This is a genomic window from Micromonospora sp. AP08 (assembly GCF_008085935.1).
Lineage (GTDB): Bacteria > Actinomycetota > Actinomycetes > Mycobacteriales > Micromonosporaceae > Micromonospora > Micromonospora chersina.
The window spans coordinates 16,932-36,782 of the sequence record NZ_VSEZ01000005.1; the positions used below are offsets into that span (position 1 = coordinate 16,932).

At 73.3% G+C, this 19,851-nt stretch carries 17 protein-coding genes; 9 read left to right on the forward strand and 8 right to left on the reverse strand.

Features of this window, described 5'->3' with window-relative positions; genetic code table 11:
* Positions 1-7: 7 nt before the first annotated feature.
* Together FXF50_RS10270 and ftsY are read right to left on the reverse strand one after the other, a co-directional pair.
* Positions 8-904 (reverse strand): aminoglycoside phosphotransferase family protein, encoded by an 897-nt coding sequence (locus FXF50_RS10270; RefSeq protein ID WP_187399608.1) that lies wholly within the window; start codon positions 902-904, stop codon positions 8-10.
* On the reverse strand, positions 879-2,072 hold the full coding sequence (ftsY, locus tag FXF50_RS10275; protein ID WP_148427001.1) for a signal recognition particle-docking protein FtsY: 1,194 nt from the start codon (positions 2,070-2,072) through the stop codon (positions 879-881). Before ftsY ends, FXF50_RS10270 begins: the two co-directional genes overlap by 26 nt.
* Positions 2,073-2,218: 146 nt before the next feature.
* Between ftsY and FXF50_RS10280 the strand changes: the two genes are divergently transcribed.
* From FXF50_RS10280 to FXF50_RS10300, 5 genes are all read left to right on the forward strand, one after another.
* Positions 2,219-3,931, forward strand: a complete 1,713-nt coding sequence (locus tag FXF50_RS10280; RefSeq protein WP_148427002.1) for an alkaline phosphatase D family protein — start codon at positions 2,219-2,221, stop codon at positions 3,929-3,931.
* 13 nt (positions 3,932-3,944) lie between these two features.
* Positions 3,945-4,370 carry a MarR family winged helix-turn-helix transcriptional regulator gene (locus FXF50_RS10285; protein WP_091312461.1) on the forward strand — a complete coding sequence of 142 codons (426 nt, stop codon included), beginning with the start codon at positions 3,945-3,947 and terminating at the stop codon, positions 4,368-4,370.
* Between the two features lie 113 nt (positions 4,371-4,483).
* Positions 4,484-6,103, forward strand: a complete 1,620-nt coding sequence (locus tag FXF50_RS10290) for an MDR family MFS transporter (protein WP_148427003.1) — start codon at positions 4,484-4,486, stop codon at positions 6,101-6,103.
* Positions 6,104-6,107: 4 nt separating this feature from the next.
* Positions 6,108-6,596: a universal stress protein gene (locus FXF50_RS10295; RefSeq protein WP_148427004.1), complete on the forward strand. Its 489-nt coding sequence runs from the start codon at positions 6,108-6,110 to the stop codon at positions 6,594-6,596.
* 42 nt (positions 6,597-6,638) lie between these two features.
* Positions 6,639-7,175, forward strand: a complete 537-nt coding sequence (locus FXF50_RS10300; RefSeq protein ID WP_148427005.1) for a DinB family protein — start codon at positions 6,639-6,641, stop codon at positions 7,173-7,175.
* 61 nt (positions 7,176-7,236) lie between these two features.
* On the opposite strand, the gene FXF50_RS10305 is transcribed toward FXF50_RS10300, so the two are convergent.
* The 3 genes from FXF50_RS10305 to FXF50_RS10315 all read right to left on the reverse strand — a co-directional run bounded on the left by FXF50_RS10305 (position 7,237) and on the right by FXF50_RS10315 (position 11,949).
* Positions 7,237-7,857: an HAD-IA family hydrolase gene (locus FXF50_RS10305; protein WP_148427006.1), complete on the reverse strand. Its 621-nt coding sequence runs from the start codon at positions 7,855-7,857 to the stop codon at positions 7,237-7,239.
* Positions 7,854-11,453, reverse strand: coding sequence for a chromosome segregation protein SMC (gene smc / locus FXF50_RS10310; protein WP_148427007.1), 3,600 nt, complete (start codon positions 11,451-11,453; stop codon positions 7,854-7,856). The genes FXF50_RS10305 and smc overlap by 4 nt, the downstream gene beginning before the upstream one ends.
* Before the next feature lie 301 nt (positions 11,454-11,754).
* Positions 11,755-11,949, reverse strand: a complete 195-nt coding sequence (locus FXF50_RS10315; protein ID WP_007456482.1) for a hypothetical protein — start codon at positions 11,947-11,949, stop codon at positions 11,755-11,757.
* Between the two features lie 373 nt (positions 11,950-12,322).
* Here FXF50_RS10315 and FXF50_RS10320 point away from each other — a divergent pair, with 373 nt between their 5' ends.
* Both FXF50_RS10320 and FXF50_RS10325 read left to right on the forward strand, forming a co-directional pair.
* On the forward strand, positions 12,323-13,645 hold the full coding sequence (locus FXF50_RS10320; protein WP_148427008.1) for a CAP domain-containing protein: 1,323 nt from the start codon (positions 12,323-12,325) through the stop codon (positions 13,643-13,645).
* Positions 13,646-13,767: 122 nt separating this feature from the next.
* Positions 13,768-14,661: an endo alpha-1,4 polygalactosaminidase gene (locus FXF50_RS10325; RefSeq protein WP_255509976.1), complete on the forward strand. Its 894-nt coding sequence runs from the start codon at positions 13,768-13,770 to the stop codon at positions 14,659-14,661.
* A gap of 179 nt (positions 14,662-14,840) precedes the next feature.
* On the opposite strand, the gene FXF50_RS10330 is transcribed toward FXF50_RS10325, so the two are convergent.
* Positions 14,841-14,990, reverse strand: a complete 150-nt coding sequence (locus FXF50_RS10330) for a hypothetical protein (protein WP_255509977.1) — start codon at positions 14,988-14,990, stop codon at positions 14,841-14,843.
* Positions 14,991-15,168: 178 nt separating this feature from the next.
* On the opposite strand from FXF50_RS10330, the gene FXF50_RS10335 reads away from it, so the two are divergent.
* The gene (locus FXF50_RS10335; protein WP_244167843.1) at positions 15,169-15,384 is read left to right on the forward strand and encodes an AlpA family transcriptional regulator; all 216 of its coding nucleotides are present in this window, start codon (positions 15,169-15,171) and stop codon (positions 15,382-15,384) included.
* A gap of 54 nt (positions 15,385-15,438) precedes the next feature.
* A complete protein-coding gene (locus tag FXF50_RS10340; RefSeq protein ID WP_255509978.1) occupies positions 15,439-15,738 on the forward strand; it encodes a hypothetical protein in 300 nt (99 codons plus the stop codon).
* 95 nt (positions 15,739-15,833) lie between these two features.
* Here FXF50_RS10340 and FXF50_RS10345 read toward each other — a convergent pair whose 3' ends face one another.
* Together FXF50_RS10345 and FXF50_RS10350 are read right to left on the reverse strand one after the other, a co-directional pair.
* Positions 15,834-17,339, reverse strand: a complete 1,506-nt coding sequence (locus FXF50_RS10345; RefSeq protein WP_148427009.1) for an MFS transporter — start codon at positions 17,337-17,339, stop codon at positions 15,834-15,836.
* Positions 17,340-17,507: 168 nt separating this feature from the next.
* Positions 17,508-19,727: an MMPL family transporter gene (locus FXF50_RS10350; protein WP_148427010.1), complete on the reverse strand. Its 2,220-nt coding sequence runs from the start codon at positions 19,725-19,727 to the stop codon at positions 17,508-17,510.
* Positions 19,728-19,851: the final 124 nt, after the last annotated feature.

Genomic DNA, 19,851 nt, shown 5'->3' on the forward strand with positions numbered 1-19,851 from the left:
AACTCGGTCAGCGCAGGGCGTACTCCAGGGCGTGCCGCTCGTAGTCGAGCAGCCGCAGGTCGCGCATGGGCCGGCGCAGGTGGCCCTTGTGCACGATCCGGACGAACGCCGGCTCCCCGGCGGCGGCCATCCGCCGGATGCCCTCCACGTGGTCGACGATCCGCTTGCGGATGGTCCGGATCAGCCGGTGCCGGTCCCGCGGGATCAGCCCGTACGCGTCTGCGAAGAGGCGCAGCCGGCGCGGCCGGTCCGGGTGCTTCCAGCCGAGGGTGATCGAGTCGCGGTCGGAGAAGATCGGCACCCAGGTCCACGCCGCGTACGCCACGTCGTAGATCCGGGCGCCGGGCGAGGCCAGGTCGAAGTCGATCAGCCCGAGGGTGCCGTCGGGCCGCCAGATCACGTTGTGCGGGGCGGCGTCGTGGTGGCAGATCACCTCGGTGTCCGGCGGCGGTGGGCCGAACGAGCGCCAGACCGCGCCGGGCGGCGGGGTGAAGCCGTACTGGGCGTCGTGGAACATCCGCAGCATGGTGGCCACGGTGACCAGCGCCTCGTCGGTTACCCAGTGCGGGGCGAGGGGATACTCCCCGCACTCCCCCTCCAGGTACGACAGGACCTCGCGGTTGCGCTCGTCCATGCCCAGGGCGCGGGGCGCGCCGGTGAAGCCGACGTACTCCAGGTGGCGCAGCAGCGCGTGCACCGAGGGGGTCCACGGGCCCGCGTTGCGCCGGACCGTGTCGCCCACCCGGACGACGGTGCTCACGTTCCCGCCGTGCAGCGGGATCTCCTGCGAAGTCACGTACGGTCTCCCGAGGCGTGGCGACGGGTGGCTGGGGTCGCGCCACCCCGCGTAGGCGCGATCGTCAGTCGTCACGTCGAGGCTACGCGTCCCGGGCGAGCGGCTCATTGCCGAGCAGCGCGTCGACGAACTGCGCCGGGTCGAACGGGGCCAGGTCGTCGGGGCCCTCGCCGAGGCCGACCAGCTTCACGGGGATGCCCAGCTTGCGCTGCACGGCGATCACGATGCCGCCCTTGGCCGTCCCGTCGAGCTTGGTCAGCACCACGCCGGTCACGTTGACCACCTCGGTGAACACCCGGGCCTGCTCCAGGCCGTTCTGCCCGGTGGTGGCGTCGAGCACCAGCAGGGTCTCGTCGATCGGGCCGTGCTTCTCCACGACGCGCTTGACCTTGCCCAGCTCGTCCATGAGGCCGACCTTGTTCTGAAGCCGGCCGGCGGTGTCCACCAGCACGGTGTCGACGGCCGTGTCGATGCCCCGCTTGACCGCGTCGAAGGCGACGCTGGCCGGGTCGGCGGCCTCGGGGCCGCGGACGGTCTCCGCGCCCACCCGGGCGCCCCAGGTCTCCAGCTGGTCGGCGGCGGCGGCCCGGAAGGTGTCGGCCGCGCCGAGCAGCACGGTCCGGCCGTCCGCGATGAGCACCCGGGCGATCTTGCCGCAGGTGGTGGTCTTGCCGGCGCCGTTGACACCGACCACCAGCAGCACGGCCGGGACGCCGTCCTTGGGGGCGGTCTTCAGCGACCGGTCCAGGGTGGGGTCGAGCGCGTTGACCAGTTCGGCGGCGAGCAGCGTGCGCAGCTCGTCGACCGACCGGGTGCCGAGCACCCGGGTCCGCTCGCGCAGCCGGTCGACGATCTCCCGGGTGGAGTCGATGCCGACGTCGGCGGTGATCAGGCTGTCCTCGATCTCCTCCCACGTGTCCTCGTCGAGGCGGTCCCGGCTGAGCAGGCCGAGCAGGCCCTTGCCGAAGACGTTCTGCGAGCGGGACAGCCGGGAGCGCAGCCGGACCAGCCGGCCGGCGGTGGGCTCGGGGACCTCGATGGTGGGCAGCGGCGGCGCCTCGACCACGGGCGGCGGCTCGACCAGCACGCCGGTGCGCAGGTCCGACTCCGCCGCTTCGACCGGCGGTCCGGCCAGGTCCTCCTCGGCCCTGGTGTCGACCTCCGTCTCCGGCAGCGGCGGCTCGGGGCGCCGGCGCAGCCGGGGCACCACGAGGCTGAGGCCGCCGAGGATCAGCGCCACGAGCAGGGCGAGTGCGACGAGGAGGTATTCCTTCATGCCCGAAATCCTGTCAGATGCCGGCGACGGCGTCCCACTCACCGCCTCGGCACGTGAACAAGCTGCGAGTACGCTCGCGGCTGGAAGGCGTGCCGCAACCGCCGGCCGGGTAGGAAAGGGTTAATGATCTTCGTCGGAGGTGCGCCGTGACCGGTCCCCGTCTGCTCATCGGCCCGCTGCTGCGCCGCGTCGTGGGCACGCGCGCCACCGTCTGGGTGGAGACCAGCGCCCCCGCGGTGGTCACCGTCCGCACGGCCGGCGGGGCCACCGGCAGCGCGCCCACCTTCTCGGCGTACGACCACCACTACGCGATGGTGGTGGTGTCGGGGCTGGCCCCGGACAGCAGCACCACCTACGAGGTGCTGATCGACGACGAGGTGGCCTGGCCGGTGCCGGAGAGCGGCTTCCCGGCCAGCGTGATCCGGACCCGGGCAAAGGACGACCGGGACCAGAAGGTGACCCTGCTCTTCGGCTCCTGCCGGGAGACCACCCAGCACGCCACGGCCCGCCGGCTGCCCCCGGACGCGCTGGACGCGTACGCCCGGCGGCAGATCGCCACCCCGGACCCGGGCTCGCTGCCCGACCTGCTGGTGCTCCTCGGCGACCAGGTCTACGCCGACGAGACCTCGCCGACCGTGCGCCGGCTGCTCAAGCGGCGGCGGCGCCGCCCGAAGGGCGCCCCGGCCACCCAGGTGGTCAGCTTCGACGAGTACACGAAGCTCTACCTGGAGTCCTGGCGGGACCCGGAGATCCGCTGGCTGCTCTCCACCGTGCCGAGCGTGATGATCTTCGACGACCACGAGATCATCGACGACTGGAACACCTCGGCGTCCTGGCGGGCGGACATGCGCACCCAGCCCTGGTGGGCGGAGCGGATCCGCAGCGGCCTGGCCTCCTACTGGGTCTACCAGCACCTGGGCAACCTGGCGCCGGACGAGATCGCCGCCGACCCGGTGTACGCCAAGGTGATGGCCGCCGAGGACGCCACCGGCGTGCTGCACGAGTTCGGCGAGCGGGTCGACAAGGAGGCCGACGTCGCGCACGACACCGAACGCTGGCGGGCCGTGCAGTACCAGTGGAGCTACGCGCTGGACCTGGGGCGGACCCGCCTGGTCATGCTGGACAACCGCTCCAGCCGGGTGCTCGACTCCGGCAACCGGGCCATGCTGCCGCCCGGCGAGTGGTCGTGGTTCCTGGACCGGGCGCACGGCGTCTACGACCACCTGGTGGTCGGCGCCTCGTTGCCCTGGCTGCTGCCGCCCGGCATCCACCACGTCGAGTCGTGGAACGAGAAGCTCGCCGACTCCCGCCGCCCCTGGGTGGCGAAGGTCGCCGAGCAGATGCGCCGGGCCTGGGACCTGGAGCACTGGGCCTCGTTCCGACGCTCCTTCGACGCGCTGGGCGAGTTGTTCGCCCGGCTGGGCAGCGGCACGGCGCCACACGAGGGGGCGCGGGTCGGCGCGGGCCCGGCGTACTCGCGGCCGGCCTCGATCAGCGTGCTGTCCGGGGACGTGCACCACTCGTACGTGGCCCGGGCCCGGTTCGCCGACCGGAGCGTCCGCACCCCGGTGCACCAGCTCACCTGCTCCCCGATCCACAACCAGGTGCCGGCCGGGATGCGCCCGCTCATGAAGCTGGGCTGGAATCCGGGGCCGGCCGGCGCGGCCCGGGCGTTGGCCCGCTCGGCCGGGGTGCGCCGCCCGCTGGTGCGGTGGAAGAAGCTGGCCGGACCCTACTTCGGCAACGCGGTGGCCACGCTGACCCACGAGGGCCGGACGGCCGACGTGGTGATCGAGGGCACCACCAGCGACGGGCACCTGCGTACGGTGGCGCGACAGCGGCTCAGCGACGAGGGGTGAGTACCCTCTCAGCGTGGACGAGAGCCTGCGCGCCGTGGAACACGAACTGACCGCGCTGCTGCGGCGTGGGCGCGCCCTGTCCTGGGAGATCGCCCGCGAGGTCCACCCCAACCTGGAGCCCAACGCCTACGGGCTGCTGCTCTGGCTGCGCCGGTCCGGCTCGACCCGGCTCACCGACCTGGCCGGGAAGCTGGGCATCGGCAAGGGCACGCTGAGCCGGCAGATCGGCGGCCTGGAGGCGCTGGGGCTGGTCCGCCGCGACCCGGACCCGACCGACCGGCGGGCCGCCCAGCTCAGCCTCACCGAGGAGGGCACCCGCCGGTTCGACGCGGCGCGGGCGGCCCGACTCGGACAGATCCGGCGCTCGCTCGAATCGTGGCCGAAACAGGACGTCGAGGACTTCGCCCGGCTCATGCACCGGTTCAACGAGACCTTCTGACCGGTTCCGCCCCGGAATAAGACCTGCGCCACGTGCAGTTGTTGCTTGAGGCAACCAAGCCATACGGTTGCCCGAGGCAACCCTTCCCCCGTCCTTCCCGGAGGCATTCCACGATGACGCAGGCGACAGCGCCCACCCGGGCGACCGCCGTCGACATGTCCCACCGGCAGATCCTGGAGGCGCTCTCCGGCCTGCTGCTGGGCATGTTCGTCGCGATCCTCTCCTCCACGGTCGTCTCGAACGCGCTGCCGCGGATCATCACCGAGCTGCACGGCGGCCAGTCCGCGTACACCTGGGTCGTCACCTCGACGCTGCTGGCGACCACCGCGACCACCCCGATCTGGGGCAAGCTGGCCGACCTGACCAGCAAGAAGATCCTGGTCCAGCTCGCCCTCACGATCTTCGTGCTGGGCTCGGTGCTGGCCGGGCTCTCCCAGTCCACCGGCCAGCTCATCGCGTGCCGGGTGCTCCAGGGCGTCGGCGCGGGCGGCCTCACCGCCCTCGCCCAGGTGATCATGGCGACGATGATCGCCCCGCGCGAGCGCGGCCGGTACAGCGGCTACCTCGGCGCGGTCATGGCCGTCGGCACCATCGGCGGCCCGCTGATCGGCGGCGTCATCGTCGACACCGACTGGCTCGGCTGGCGCTGGTGCTTCTACGTGGGCGTGCCGTTCGCCGTCCTCGCCCTGGTCGTGCTCCAGAAGACCCTGCACCTGCCGGTGGTCAAGCGCGAGGCGAAGATCGACTGGTGGGGCGCCACCCTCATCACCGCGGCCGTCTCCCTGCTGCTCATCTGGGTCACCCTGGCCGGCGACAAGTACGACTGGATGTCCTGGCAGACCGCCGTCATGGTGGCCGGCGCCGTGCTGCTCGGCGCGCTCGCCCTGCGGGTGGAGAACCGGGCCGCCGAGCCGATGATCCCGCCGCGCCTGTTCCGCAACCGCACCATCACCCTCGCCGTGATCGCCAGCATCGCGGTCGGCGTGGGCATGTTCGGCGCCTCGGTCTTCCTGGGCCAGTACTTCCAGATCAGCCGCGGCGAGAGCCCGACCATGTCCGGCCTCATGACCCTGCCGATGATCCTCGGCCTGCTGATCGCCTCCACCGTGGTCGGCCGGATCATCACCAACACCGGCCGCTGGAAGCGGTACCTGGTGGCCGGCTCGGTGCTGCTCACCGCCGGCTTCGCGCTGATGGGCACCATGCGGGCCGACACCCCGTACTGGCGGCTCGCCGTGTTCATGGCGCTGATCGGCCTCGGCCTGGGCATGACCATGCAGAACCTGGTCCTCGCCGTGCAGAACACCGTCGGCCCGCACGAGCTCGGCGCGGCCAGCTCCGTGGTGGCCTTCTTCCGCAGCCTCGGCGGCGCCATCGGGGTGAGCGCGCTCGGCGCGATCCTCGGCCACAAGGTCAAGGACTACCTCGCCGAGGGACTCGCCGGACTGGGCATCCCCGCCTCCAGCTCGGGCAGCGGCGGTAGCCTGCCCAACGTGCACGCCCTGCCCGCACCGATCCGCGCGGTCGTCGAGGCCGCGTACGGGCACGGCGCCGGGGACATCTTCCTGGCCGCCGCCCCGTTCGGGCTGATCGCGCTGATCGCGGTGGTCTTCATCAAGGAGGTGCCGCTGCGCCGGACCAACGGCGACGCGATCTCCGCCGAGGTCGAGCGCGAGTCGACCGTCGCGGCCGGCGCGGCCGCCCCGGTGGTACGCACGGGCGGGCGGGACTGACCCGATGGACGCACCCGAGCGCGAGAGGTACGGCCCGGAGGCCCGGCCGCTGCCGTTCGAGCGCGGCACGGACGGGCCCCGGGTGGTGCTGGTCGGCGTCGACGGCAGCCGCACCTCGCTGCGCGCCGCCGCGTACGCCGCCGGGCTGGCCCGCCGGCAGGGCTCCGGGCTGGTGGTGGTCTTCGTCAGCTCGCCGGCCCCGTACGCGGGAATCATGTCCGGGGTGGTGGCCGGGGCGGTCCAGCAGACCCACGACGAGCTGGCCGCCGAGCTGCGCGAGGAGTGCCGGCGCGGCGCCGAGGAGCTGGGCCTGCCGGTGACCTTCCTGTGCCGGCGCGGCGACGCGTACGCCGAGCTGTGCAAGGCGGCCGACGAGCACCGCGCGGACCTGGTGGTGGTCGGGTCGTCCGAGCAGGCCGGCCACAAGCTGGTCGGCTCGGTCGCCACCCGGCTGGTCCGCACCGGCCGCTGGCCGGTCGTGGTGGTGCCCTGAAATCGGGTCGCGGCCGTCGTCGGCGGGCCGGAGGATGGCCGGATGACCTGGAGAGCACCTGAGATCGACCGCAGCCACGAGCCCTACGTCGGTGACGAGCGCACCATGCTGGAAGGCTGGCTCGACTACCACCGCGACACCCTGCTGTACAAGTGCGCCGGCCTTACCGCCGAGCAGCTCCGGACGGCGAGCGTCGAGCCGTCCACCCTGACCCTGCTCGGGCTGGTCCGCCACATGGCCGGTGTGGAGCGCTGGTGGTTCCGGATCCGCGCCGCCGGGGAGGACGTCCCCGTCCTCTACGACGACGACGAGGACGAGGACGCGGATCTGAACGCCGTCGCCGACGCCGACCCGGCGGAAGCCTTCGCCACCTTCCGCGCCGAGGTCGAGGCGGCCCGGAAGACCGCCGCCGGCCTCTCCCTGGATCAGACCTTCCAGCGCACCCGGCGTGACGGGAGCGCCGAGACCCGGACGATCAGCGTCCGCTGGGTCTACGTGCACATGATCGAGGAGTACGCCCGGCACAACGGCCACGCCGACCTGATCCGCGAGCGCATCGACGGCGTCACCGGCGCCTGATCCTCCGCGGCACGGCGAGGTGGCGGCGTCCCGGTCGACCGGAACCCGCCACCCGGCCGGCTCAGTACGCCAGCGCCGCCCGCAGGTAGCGCAGGTCCGCCGGGCCGCTCCAGCGGTGCGCGGAGAGCCCGGCCACCCGGGCGCCGGCCACCGCCCGGTCCTCGTCGTCGACGAACAGGACCCGGGCCGGCGGGGTCCCGAGCGCCTCGCAGGCCGCCTGGAAATACTCCTTCGCCGGCTTGTGCACCCCGATCACCGAGGAGTTGACCACCACGTCCAGTTCGTCGGTGAGGTCCAGCGCGGCCAGGTCGGCGTCGAGCACGTCGGTGGCGTTGGTGCCCAGCCCGACCCGGACACCGGCCGACCGGACCTCCCGGATGAAGGCGAGCACGTCGGGGTCGACCTCGCCCCGGTAGCGCTGCCAGGCGTCCACCGCGGCCCGGGCCCGGTCCGCGTCACCGACCGAGGGGGTGAGCGCCTCGGCCACGCTGTTCATCCACTCGGCGTGGCTCACCTTGCCGGTGAGCACCGGCTGGAGCAGCCCCCAGGACATGGCGATCTCACCGAGGACGCCCTCGGTCAGCCCGTACTCCCGCTCGACCCGGGCGGCCACCGCCGGATCCCAGCGGCGCAGCACGCCGTCGAAGTCCACCAGGAGCGCCGTGGCGCGTTCCCGACTCACTCGCTGTTCCCCTGCCCCTCGTCGTCGGCCCGGTTGAGCCGCTGGCTGATCACCTGCGTGACCCCGCTGCGCATGGTCACGCCGTAGAGCGCGTCGGCGATCTCCATGGTCCGCTTCTGGTGCGTGATCACGATGAGCTGGCTCTTCTCCCGGAGCTGGGCCAGCAGCGTGATGAGGCGGCCGAGGTTGACGTCGTCGAGGGCCGCCTCCACCTCGTCCATGATGTAGAACGGGCTGGGCCGCGCGCGGAAGATCGCCACGAGCATGGCCACCGCGGTGAGCGACCGCTCCCCGCCGGAGAGCAGGGAGAGCCGCTTGATCTTCTTGCCGGGCGGCCGGGCCTCGACCTCGACGCCGGTGGTGAGCAGGTCCTCCGGGTCGGTGAGCACCAGCCGCCCCTCGCCGCCGGGGAAGAGCACGGTGAACACCTGCTCGAACTCCCGCGCGGTGTCCTCGAACGCGCTGGCGAAGACCTCCAGGATCCGGTCGTCGACGTCCTTGACCACGGTGAGCAGGTCCCGGCGGGTGGCCTTGAGGTCCTCCAGCTGCTCGGAGAGGAACTTGAAGCGCTCCTCCAGCGCGGCGAACTCCTCCAGCGCGAGGGGGTTGACCTTGCCGAGCAGGGCCAGTTCCCGCTCCGCCTTGGCGGCCCGCTTCTCCTGCACCGGCCGCTCGTAGCGGACCGGCTCGGGCACCGGCTTGCCGTCCTTCTCCGCGGCGGCGACGTCGGCGTCGGTGGGCGGGACGAGCTGGTCGGGGCCGTACTCGGCGATCAGGGTGGCCACGTCGAGGCCGAAGTCCTCGGCCGCCTTCGCCTCCAGCTGCTCGATGCGCAGCCGCTGCTCGGCGCGGGCCACCTCGTCCCGGTGCACCTGGCTGGTCAGCCGCTCCAGCTCGGCGCCGAGCCGCTTGGCCGCGCCGCGTACCTCGGACAGCTCGGCCTCCCGGGCGGCGCGCTCGCGGGCCACCTCGTCGCGGTGCTCCTCGGCCCGGGCGATCGAGACGGTGAGCCGGGTGAGCGCCTCGCGGGCGCCGCCGACCACGGCCCGGGCGATCTCCGCGCCGCGGGTGCGGGCCGCGCGCCGGGCGGCGGCGCGCTCCCGCGCGGCCCGCTCGGCGGTCGCCTGCCGGGCGAGGGAGTCGGCGCGGCCGGCGATCGAGGAGACCCGCTCCTCGGCGGTACGCACGGCGAGCCGGACCTCCATCTCGTTCTGCCGGGCCTGCGGCACCATGGCGGCGAGCTGGTCGCGTTCCTCGGTGGACGGTTCGGCGTCGAGCGGGGTGGCCTCGGCGAGGCGGAGCCGCTCCTCCAGCTCGGCGAGGGCCTGGAGGTCGCGTTCCCGGGCCGCCTCGGCGCGGGCCCGCGACTCGCCGAGCCGGTCGGTCTCCGCCTTGGCCGACCGGGCGGCCGCGCCCAGCTCGGCGAGGCGGCGGGCGGCGGCGTTGCGGTGGCTCTCGGCCTCCCGCTTGGCGGCGGCGGCGTGCTGCACGGCCTCCTTGGCGGCGGCCACCTCGGCGCGCGCCTCGACCAGTTGCTCGCGCAGCTCGGCGCTGGTCCGCTCGGCGGTGGCCCGGTTGGCCCGCGCCTCCTCCACGGCCGCCTGCACCTCGATGTAGCTGGGCGCCTTGGCCGACCCGCCGGCCGCCGCGTACGCCCCCACCACGTCGCCGTCGGGGGTGACCGCGCGCAGCTCCGGGTTGCCGGCGACCAGCTCGGCCGCGGCGGCGAGGTCGTCGACAAGCGCCACGTCGCGCAGCGCCCGGTGCACCGCCGGGCGCAGCTCGGCGGAGCACTCCACCAGGTCGGGGGCCCAGCGGGCGCCCTCGGGCAGCTTCGGGCGCAGCGCGTCGGCGGAGCCGGCCATGCCGGGGCCGGCGGGGCTGCCGACCAGCAGGCCGGCCCGGCCGGCGTCGGAGATCTTGAGCAGCCGCATGGCCTCGACGGCCTCGTCCACGCCGCTGACCGCGACGGCGTCGGCGAGCCCGCCGAGCGCGGCGGCGAGCGCCGCCTCGTTGCCCGGTGCCACGGTGAGCAGGCCGGAGAGGCTGCCGAGCAGGCCGGGCACCTGGTCGGCGCGCGCCAGCAGGGCGCCCGCGCCGTCCTTGCGGCGCAGGCCGAGGGCGAGCGCCTCCTCGCGGGCCGTCCAGGTGGCGGCGTCCTTCTCGGCGGCCCGCTCGGCGTCGGCGAGGCTGCGCACGGCGGCCTGGGCCTGTTCGTGCACGGCGACCGCCTCGGCGTGCCGGGCGTCCAGGTCGGCGTTGTCCCGGTCGGCCTCGGTGGACTGCTCGGCGACGGCGTCGAGTTCGGCCTGGGCCTTCTCGGCGCGGGTCAGGGCGTCGGTGTGCGCGGCGGCGAGGCGTTCGATCTCCTCGCCGGCGCTGGTGGTGCGGGCCCGGGCGGAGTTGACCTGGCCGGTCAGCCGGGCCAGTCCCTCCCGCCGGTCGGCGATGGCCTTCGCCGCGGCGACCAGTTCCCGCTCGGCGGCGGCGAGCTGCCGTTCCAGCTCCTGCCGGTGCTCGACCGCCTCGGCGAGCCGGACCTGGTCCTCGGTGAGCGCCGCGCGCAGCTCCTCCTCCTGCTCGCGGACCCGCCGGGACTCGGCCTCCAGCTGGTCCGGGTCGCGGCCGGGGCGCTCGTCGTCGCCGGTGGCGCTGAGGTGCCGCAGCCGTTCCCGGGCGAGCTGCTCGATGGAGCGGAACCGCTCCTGGAGCGCGGAGAGCTTGTACCAGGTGTCCTGGGCCGCGGCGAGCAGCGGGGCGTCCTCGGCCAGCGCGGCCTCCAGCTCGCCGAGGCGGGCCTGCACCTCGCCGTGCTCGCCCTCGATCTGCTCGCGCCGCTCGCGCAGCGCGGTCTCGTCGGCGATCTCCCGATCCAGCGTGGTGCGCAGGGTGTGCAGGTCGTCGGCGAGCAGCCGCAGCCGGGCGTCGCGCAGGTTGGCCTGGATCGCGGCGGCGCGGCGGGCCACCTCGGCCTGCCGGCCCAGCGGCTTGAGCTGGCGGCGCAGCTCCGCCGTGAGGTCGGTGAGCCGGTTGAGGTTGGTCTGCATCGCGTCGAGCTTCCGCAGCGCCTTCTCCTTGCGCTTGCGGTGCTTGAGGACGCCGGCCGCCTCCTCGATGAACGCCCGCCGGTCCTCCGGCTTGGCGTGCAGCATGCCGTCGAGCCGGCCCTGCCCGACGATGATGTGCATCTCCCGGCCGATGCCGGAGTCCGAGAGCAGCTCCTGGATGTCCAGCAGCCGGCAGGAGTCGCCGTTGATCTCGTACTCGCTCTCGCCGGAGCGGAACATCCGGCGGGTGATGGAGACCTCGGTGTACTCGATCGGCAGCGCGCCGTCGGTGTTGTCGATGGTGAGGGTGACCTCGGCCCGGCCGAGCGGCGCCCGCCCCGCGGTGCCGGCGAAGATGACGTCCTCCATCTTGCCGCCGCGCAGCGCCTTGGCGCCCTGCTCGCCGAGCACCCAGGCGATGGCGTCGACGACGTTGGACTTGCCGGAGCCGTTCGGGCCGACCACGCAGGTGATCCCGGGCTCCAGCTTCAGCGTCGTCGCGGAGGCGAAGGACTTGAAGCCCTTCACCGTCAGGCTCTTGAGATGCACCTTCTCGTTCCTCGTCCGGTGGCCGCCGTACCGTCGCCGGCTGCGCGGACCTGGTGAACCCGCAGACTAACCCGCGGGCGGGGAGAGCCTGGTACGCGACCCACCCGGTGCCGGAGCTGTCCGGTTTCAGGCGATGTGGCGTACGCCACGGAAAAGTGCAAGATCAGAATTGCCGGACGCAATTCCGGGAGGCCCGTCAAGATCGCGAATTGCGGCCCCGAAAACAAAAAGCTGCGCGCCGGCACTGGGTGTCGGCGCGCGTTTTCTGTGTGGTGCGATTCAGTTTTCCGACAACCGGAGATCAGGTCAGCGCGGGCTCGGCCAGACGGAGGAGGTCGTCAGCCTCCGCCGCAGCCGCCGCAAGCCGATCGTTGTCGGCGCGCAGACGCGTGATCTCGAACTCCAGTGCCTGAACCCTGGCACGCAGTCGGGTGACCTCGTCGAGCAGACGCCGGTCGGGCGCTGCACCTACGTGGCCGTAGAGGGCCTTCGCCATGCTGACTCCTTGATATGCGCTGCCGGAAAGGCCGGCCAACGCGCGCCCATGATGTTCGCGGCTGCCATCCCCGCGAAATCCGGGCATGGCTGGGCGCGACTGGCGACACCTATATATTGAGCCGAAACCCCCTCCTTCGTCAAGTTCCCGCAGGCCGTAGATCATCTCCACGTCGCCCGGTCCACTTGTCGGGGGGTTGCCACAAGGCGCGGACACGCTCTGTCCGGACGCCTTTACTGTACGCCCGGGAATGTGTGAACGCCTCACCCTTGCTGTCTGGTTCCCCTTAACTCTTTCTTAGCCACGTTGCCGCAGCTCGCGGCCCGCCCGTAGCGTCACTGCGGCCCGCAACCGACCCGTGGAGGGGACAGGCGTGTACCGCTGGACCGATCCGATCGAACCGGATGGCGTTCCCCGACGCCCCGAGCCGCCGACCGACGAGGGACCGGCCTGGCTCACCGACCGGCCCGAGCCGCGGTCGTCGTACCTCTTCGGGGACGAGCCGGAGCAGCCCGGCCCGCACCGGACCGAGGCGCCCACCGGCGCCGGGGGGGCCGACGCACCGGCCACCCCGTGGCGGGACGACCACACCGCGGAGCGCACCGGCACCCTCCCCGCCGCCGGTGCCGCGCACGGGTGGGCCGACGCCGGGCGGTACGCCGACGCCGACCGGACCGGGTACTCCCCGGCCGTCGAGCCGCCGGCGTACGGCCCGGCGGCCCACCCGGGCGCGCCGTACGAGCGGGCCGCCGGCTGGCACCCCGAGCAGCAGCGCGCCGACGCCTGGCGCCCCGAGGAGCAGCCGACCACCGCGTGGCGCCCTGAGGAGCAGCCCGCCGCCTGGCGGCCCGAGGAGCAGCCGACCGCCGCCTGGCAGCCGGTCGCCGACGAGCGGCCCGCGGCCGCCTGGCAGCCGGTCACCGACGATCCCGCGGACGACACCGGCCGGCACCGGCAGCGGCGCCGGCTGCCCCGTCCCCTCCTCATCGGTGGGGCCGCCGCCGCGGCGACCCTTGTGGTGAGCCTCGGCGTGGGTGCCGTGCTGCTGCCCGGCGACGACCAGCGGACCGAGCCCACCGCCGCCGACGGCCCGGTGGCCGCCGCCCCGCTGGCGTCCGACGGCGCCGAGACGGACGCCGCCGACGCGCTCGCACCGGAGTCGGCCAGCCCCAGCGCCGCGCCGACCACCGTCAAGCCCAGCCCGACGAAGAAGCCGGCCCCGACGCCGAGCCGGACCACCGCGCCGTCCCGGCAGCTGCCGCGCAGCACCGCGCCGAGCGGCACGGGCGCCACGACCGCCTCGACCAAGGGGATCACCGCCGAGCTGCGGCAGGTCGTCGACCTGGTCAACCAGGAGCGGGCCAAGGCCGGCTGCAAGGCGCTGACCATCGACGACAAGCTGATGCTCGCCGCCCAGCGGCACAGCCAGGACCAGGCCGACCACAAGACCATGTCGCACGACGGCAGCGACGGCAGCGACGTGGGCGACCGGCTCGACCGGGTCGGCTACGCCTGGCGGTCCTACGGCGAGAACGTGGCCTGGAACCAGCAGAGCCCGGCCGCGGTGATGGACGCGTGGATGAACTCCCCCGGTCACCGGGCGAACATCCTGAACTGCTCGTTCACCGAGATCGGCGTGGGCGTGGCGCGGAGCAACGGGCCGTACTGGACGCAGGACTTCGGCACGCCGCGCTGAGCGGCGCGTCGTGACCGGGGCCGCGCTCGTTGACCGGGTGAGGTACGCCGGGGACGCCTGAGCGGCGCCGGCCCGGTGGCCGGCGCGGCGGGGCCACCGGAGACGTACCGGCAGGGGGCGGGGTGCCGCCCGCGACCCGGGAGCTGTCCATGCGGATCCGGCCGGCGTGGGCCATGCTGCCCCGGCCGGTCCGCGTCCGCCGACGCGGGCCGCGCCGGGGCGTTGCGGTGGTGCTGACGGCGCTGCTGCTCGCCCCGGTGCCAGCCTGCCGGGAGCCGATCGTCCCGCCCGGGGCGCCCACCCCGTGGCCGGTCGCGCAGGCCCGCCACTGGCAGTGGCAGTGGCAGCTCACCGGCCCCGTGGACGTCACCGTCGACGCCGACGTCTTCCTGCTCGACGCGGTACGCACCACCTCCGGCGAGACCGGCGCGCTGCGCGCCCGCCACCGCCGCCTGGTGTGCCAGGTGCGGGTCGGCACGTACGCGGCCACCGACCCGGACGCGAGCCGCTTCCCGGCGGCGGTACGCGGCACGGCGGTGCCCGGTCGGCCGGGCAGCCGGTGGCTGGACGTCCGCCGGTGGGACTCGCTGGAGCCGGTGCTGGCCGACCAGTTCCGGCTCTGCCGGGGCAAGGGTTTCGGCGCGGTGGCGCTCGACGACGCCGACGGCTACCTGCACCGCTCCGGCTTCCCGCTCACCTTCGACGACCAACTGCTGTTCAACCGGCGGCTGGCCGCGCTGGCCCGTCGGCTGGAACTCTCCCCCGGGCTCGTCGACGCCCTGCCGCAGGTGGCCGCGCTGGCCCCCGACTTCGACTTCGCGGTCAACCAGGAGTGCGTCCGCCGGGGCGGGTGCGACAAGCTGCTCCCCTTCACCGACGCGCACAAGCCGGTCTTCCACGTCGAGTTCACCGGCGACCCGGCCGACTTCTGCGTCACCACGGTCGGCTACGGCTTCGCCTCCATCCTCAAGGACCGCAAACTCGACGCCTGGCGCGAACCCTGCACGCTGCCGTAGGGATCCCGGTCAGATCGAACGACGTGCGACGCGTGGCCGCTGCCGTGGTCGCAGGTGCCTCTCCTTGTGCTGCCTGACCATCTCGTCCCACACCTCCTGCGGGAAGTCCGCATCCGGCGGGATCCACCTGTGCGAGTTGTCGGAATAGTGGAACTTCTCGTCGCCCGGCTTGACCACGCTCACGGCAACCAGCCGAGGAAGCGACGATGGAGCAGGCCGGCCGGAGCCCAGCCCATGTCCTGAGTGGCGGACACCAGGTGCGCGGCCATGTAGAGGGCGAGGGACACCGGGGCGCCCTCGTACTCCGCGAGCAGCCGCCGGCGGCGCATGGGACAGGGCCAGGGCAGGCTGCACCCCCCGCGCAGGTCCAGATCGGCTGGACGGGCCCGTGATCAGTCATGGACGGTGCAGGTCGTTCGCGGCATACGACCACGATGCCGGTCAGCCAACCGGTTAGTCAACTAGCAATATCCAATAGACTAGCGGCCATCTACCTACGTTCATGCCATGGACCGAGGGCCGGGGCAGCTCATGGGGCCCTACGAGATCGCCCAGCGCCTGGGCGTGTCGCGGCAGCGGTTCCAACAGCTCGCCAGGTATCCCACCTTCCCGAAGCCGTACCAGGAACTGCGCGGCATGAAGGTGTGGCTGGCCGACGACATCGAGCGCTGGATCAAGGAGTACCGCCAGCCCCGCCCCACCGAGGACGACACACCGGCCTGATGCCGGACAGCGCGCATCCGCCGACCATCTCGTGCTGTGCGGCAGGATGACGAGGTGAGTACCGAGATTCTGTTGGCGAGCCTGGCGCGTCGGAACCCGGGACTGGTGCGCGAGGCACTGCCCACCGTGCTGCCCTGGGTGCGGTTCCTCCCTCCGGTGGATGCCAATCAAATGGCCGACGAAATCGTTGCCACAGCGGAGGCCGCCGCCGTGGGCAACACGTCGCCGGTGTCGCAGTTGGTCACCGAGTGGCGGCACACCGCCGAGATCCACGCCGACCACAACCTGCACCGTGTCCTGGCCGCGCCCAGCGCCGACGACTTCGGGCCGGTCGCGCGCCCAACCGGCGAGTGAGCGCGAAGCAAGGCGACGCGGGGCGCGTACCCCTGGAGAAGCGGCACCGCCCCCGGCCTGGACGGGCGGGGGCGGTGCCGGGGGGGCGGCGGAGGTCAGCCCGGGGCGCCGCCGGTGACCGGGGCCGGGGTGCCGGCGCCGCGCTGGGACGGGATGCCGGCGTGTTCGGCGCTGAGCGGGGTGGCCAGTTCCTCCAGGGACTTGCCCTCGGCCTTGACGCCGAGGGTCAGCTCCACGAGGCCACCGATGATCATCACGGCGGCGCCGATGACGAAGGCGACCACGGTGTCGCCGACCTTGCCGGTGCCGACCAGCTTGGCGAAGAGCAGCGGGCCGGTGATGCCACCGGCGGCGGTGCCGATCGCGTAGAAGAACGCGATGGCCATGGCCCGGGTCTCCATGGGGAAGATCTCGCTGACCGTCAGGTACGCGGCGCTGGCGCCGGCGGAGGCGAAGAAGAGCACCGCGCACCAGCAGGCGGTCATGGTCACCGCGTTGAGCACGCCCGAGTGGAACAGCCAGGCGGTGCCGAGCAGCAGGACGCCCGAGCCGATGTACGAGCCGGCGATCATCGGCACCCGGCCGACGGTGTCGAAGAGCCGGCCCAGCAGCAGCGGGCCGAGCAGGTTGCCGACCGCGATCACCGCGAAGTAGTAGCCGCTGTTGCCCGGCGGGACGTCGAAGAACGTCTGGAGGATCTGGGCGAAGCCGAAGGTGATCGCGTTGTAGAGGAACGCCTGCCCGATGAAGAGCGAGAAGCCCAGCGTGGCGCGCTTCGGGTAGCGGGCGAACAGCGTCTTCGCGATCTCCAGGAAGTTGGTGCTCTTCCGCTGCTTGATCTCGATGTAGTCGTCCGCCTCGGCGAGGTCCTTGCCGGTCTCCCGCTTCACCTCGGCCTCGACCGAGTCGACGAGATGGTTCGCCTCGTCGGCGCGGCCGTGGATGAACAACCAGCGTGGGCTCTCCGGGACGTGCCGGCGGACCAGCAGGATCACCACGCCGAGCACCGCGCCCAGGCCGAACGCGACCCGCCAGCCGAGGTTGGTCGGCAGGCCGTTGAGCAGCGGCACGGTCAGCAGGGCGCCGAGCGCCGCGCCGAGCCAGAAGGTGCCGTTGATGATGATGTCGATGCGGCCGCGGTGCCGTGCCGGGATCAGCTCGTCGATGGCCGAGTTGATGGCCGCGTACTCGCCGCCGATGCCCATGCCGGTGAGGAACCGGAACAGGAAGAACCACCAGGTGTCGAAGGACAAGGCGGTCAACGCGGTGGCCACCAGGTAGAGCCCGAGGGTCAGCAGGAACAGCTTCTTGCGCCCGAACCGGTCGGTGAGCCAGCCGAAGAAGAGCGCGCCCGTGCAGGCGCCCGCCACGTAGAGCGCGGCGGCCAGGCCGGTGACCTGGCTCTGGGTCATGCTCAGGCCGCTGCCCGGCTCGGCGAGCTTGCCGGACAGGTTGCCGACGATGGTCACCTCGAGGCCGTCGAGGATCCACACCGTGCCGAGGCCGATCACGATCATCCAGTGCCAGCGGGACCACGGCAGCCGGTCCAGGCGGGCCGGGACGTTGGTCCGTACGGTGCCGGTCCGCACGTCGGTGCTCATGACGCGCTCCGGAGGGCTGCGAGGGCCGGGGCGCGACGGGCCGCCGGCGTGAGCTGTTCGTCCATGGCGGCCCAGATGCCCCGGCGTCGCGGCCGTTAATCCTGCGGTGACGCCCCCGTCACACGGGGAAGGGCGGACCGACCGGCCCGCCCTCCCCCGTGCCCCCGGTCAGCGCGCGCCGACCAGCTCCGGTGCCGGCGCGGGCGGCTCGGCCGGCGGGGTCGCCGCCCGGCCGCGCAGGAACCGCGGCGCCCACCAGTTCGCGTCGCCCAGCAGGGTCATGAGCGAGGGCAGCACCACCGCCCGGATGATCGTGGCGTCGAGCAGGATGGCCGCGGCCAGGCCGATGCCGAGCTGCTTGAAGTCGATGGTGCTCAGCGTCGCGAAGATCGAGAAGACCCCGACCATGACGATCGCCGCGCTGGTCACCACGCCCGCCGAGGAGGTGATCCCGTACGCCACCGCGTCCTTGTTCGACATCCCCTGGCGGATCCCCTCGCGGATCCGGCTGACCACGAAGACGTGGTAGTCCATGGAGAGCCCGAACAGCACCACGAACAGGAACATCGGCAGCCAGGTGACGATCGCGTCCATCGAGGTGAAGCCGAGCAGCCCTTCCGCCCAGCTGCCCTGGAAGACCAGCACGAGCAGGCCGTACGCGGCCCCGGCGGAGAGCAGGTTCAGCACGATCGAGGTGAGCGCGACCACCACCGACCGGAACGTCCAGGCCATCACGAGGAAGGTCAGCGCCAGCACGAAGGCCGCCACCAGGGGCAGCTTCGCCCAGATGTGGTCCGCGTAGTCCTCGCTGGCCGCCACGCCGCCGCCGACCGCGTACTCGACGCCGGGGATGCCCTTCAGCGCGGCCGGCACGAGGTCCTGGCGCAGCTCGTGCAGGGACCGGGACGCCTCGTCGGTGCGGCTGGCGTACGGCGTGGCCACCTCCAGCACCGACACCCGCCGGTCCGCCGACACCTTGATCTTCGGGCCGTCCCCCTCGGCCGGCGCGAAGAGCGGGTCGGCGCCGGCCCGGTCGGCCAGCCCGGTCAGCGCGGCCTTCACCCGGTCGGCCTGCTCGGCCGGGGCCTTCACCGCCACGGTGTGGCTGGTGCCGTTGCTCGGGAAGGCCGCGGTGAGGCGGTCGTACGCCTGCATGGCCGCCGTGGTGCGCGGCACGTCCTCCATGCCGGGGAACTTCAGCTTCATGCCCAGCGCCGGGGCGGCCAGGGCGAGCAGCAGCCCGACCGAGACCACCAGGGTGGCCAGCGGGGCGCGCAGCGCGGGCTTCAGCACGGCCGGCCAGAACCGGGGCCGGGCGGGCTGGCCGTGCCGCCCGGCGCGCGGGGCGGTGAGCCGCCACAGCAGCGGCACGCGGGGCCGGTCGACCCAGCGGCCCAGCTTGGCCAGGAGCGCCGGCAGCACGGTCAGCGAGCCGATCACCGCGACCGCGACCACCAGGATCGAGCCGACGGCCAGCGACGAGAAGATGGCGTCCTGGGCGAGCAGCAGCCCGGCCATCGAGATGATCACGGCGGTGCCGGAGACCACCACGGCGTGCCCGGAGGTCTCCGCCGCGATCTCCACGGCGTCGAGCCCGGAGCGGCCCTTGGCCCGTTCCTCGCGTTCCCGCCGGACGTAGAAGAGCGAGTAGTCCACGCCGACCGCCATGCCGATCAGCAGGATCACGCTGGCCGTGGTGTCGGTGGCCGGCACCAGGTGCGAGGCGAGGGTGGAGAGCCCCATGGCCGCGGCCACCGAGGAGAGCGCGAGCAGCACCGGCACGCCGGCCGCGATCAGCGCGCCGAACGCGATGATCAGGATGGCCAGGGTGACCGGCAGGCTGAGCAGCTCCGCCCGCTTGAAGTCCTTGCCGAGGGTGTCGTCCAGGGCCTTGCCGATCGACGGGCCGCCGACCTGCTCGACGCGCAGCGCCGGGTGCGCCTCCTGGACCTTCGCGGTGGTGTCGCGCAGCGGCTGCACCCGGTCCGCGGCGGTCTCCGGGTCGCCCGACATGGTGATCGGCACCAGCACCGCGTTGCCGCCCCGAGACGGCAACGGCGCGCCCACCGAGGTCACACCCTCGACCTGCCGCAGCCGGGCCGTCGCGTCGGCGGCGGCGGCCTTCGCGGCGGCCTGGTCCAGCGTGCCCGCGCGGGGAGTGATCAGCACGTTCTCGATGGCCGGCTCGTGGAAGCCGCCACTGTCGACGATCAACTGCGCCCGCCCGAACTCGCCGATCGCCTGGTCGTCGTCGGTCGCCTCGTTCAGGCCGGCGGCGTTGCCGCCCACGAAGCACACCGCCACGAACACCACCCAGAGCGCGATGGCCCGCCACGGATGCTCCGCACTCCACCGTGCCAGCCGCACGGTCACCGGTCGCCTGCCCATACCTGGGATCCCCCTCCAGACGTCGGCCCAGTGCCGACGTCTGCTGACGCTAGGGAGTGGGGCGGGCCCGGACATCGGGGAACGGCCCCCGCTCGTCCCCCATCCGGCCGGCTCCGGCCGGGCG

What these genes read in the sequence shown, in the direction of transcription:
- FXF50_RS10295 (WP_148427004.1), top strand. Translation starts at nt 6,108, where the DNA reads ATGGACGCACCCGAGCGCGAGAGGTACGGCCCGGAGGCCCGGCCGCTG.
- FXF50_RS10315 (WP_007456482.1), bottom strand. Translation starts at nt 11,949, where the DNA reads ATGGCGAAGGCCCTCTACGGCCACGTAGGTGCAGCGCCCGACCGGCGT.
- FXF50_RS10335 (WP_244167843.1), top strand. Translation starts at nt 15,169, where the DNA reads ATGGACCGAGGGCCGGGGCAGCTCATGGGGCCCTACGAGATCGCCCAG.
- FXF50_RS10330 (WP_255509977.1), bottom strand. Translation starts at nt 14,990, where the DNA reads ATGCGCCGCCGGCGGCTGCTCGCGGAGTACGAGGGCGCCCCGGTGTCC.
- FXF50_RS10290 (WP_148427003.1), top strand. Translation starts at nt 4,484, where the DNA reads ATGACGCAGGCGACAGCGCCCACCCGGGCGACCGCCGTCGACATGTCC.
- FXF50_RS10350 (WP_148427010.1), bottom strand. Translation starts at nt 19,727, where the DNA reads ATGGGCAGGCGACCGGTGACCGTGCGGCTGGCACGGTGGAGTGCGGAG.
- FXF50_RS10270 (WP_187399608.1), bottom strand. Translation starts at nt 904, where the DNA reads ATGAGCCGCTCGCCCGGGACGCGTAGCCTCGACGTGACGACTGACGAT.
- FXF50_RS10300 (WP_148427005.1), top strand. Translation starts at nt 6,639, where the DNA reads ATGACCTGGAGAGCACCTGAGATCGACCGCAGCCACGAGCCCTACGTC.
- FXF50_RS10345 (WP_148427009.1), bottom strand. Translation starts at nt 17,339, where the DNA reads ATGAGCACCGACGTGCGGACCGGCACCGTACGGACCAACGTCCCGGCC.
- ftsY (WP_148427001.1), bottom strand. Translation starts at nt 2,072, where the DNA reads ATGAAGGAATACCTCCTCGTCGCACTCGCCCTGCTCGTGGCGCTGATC.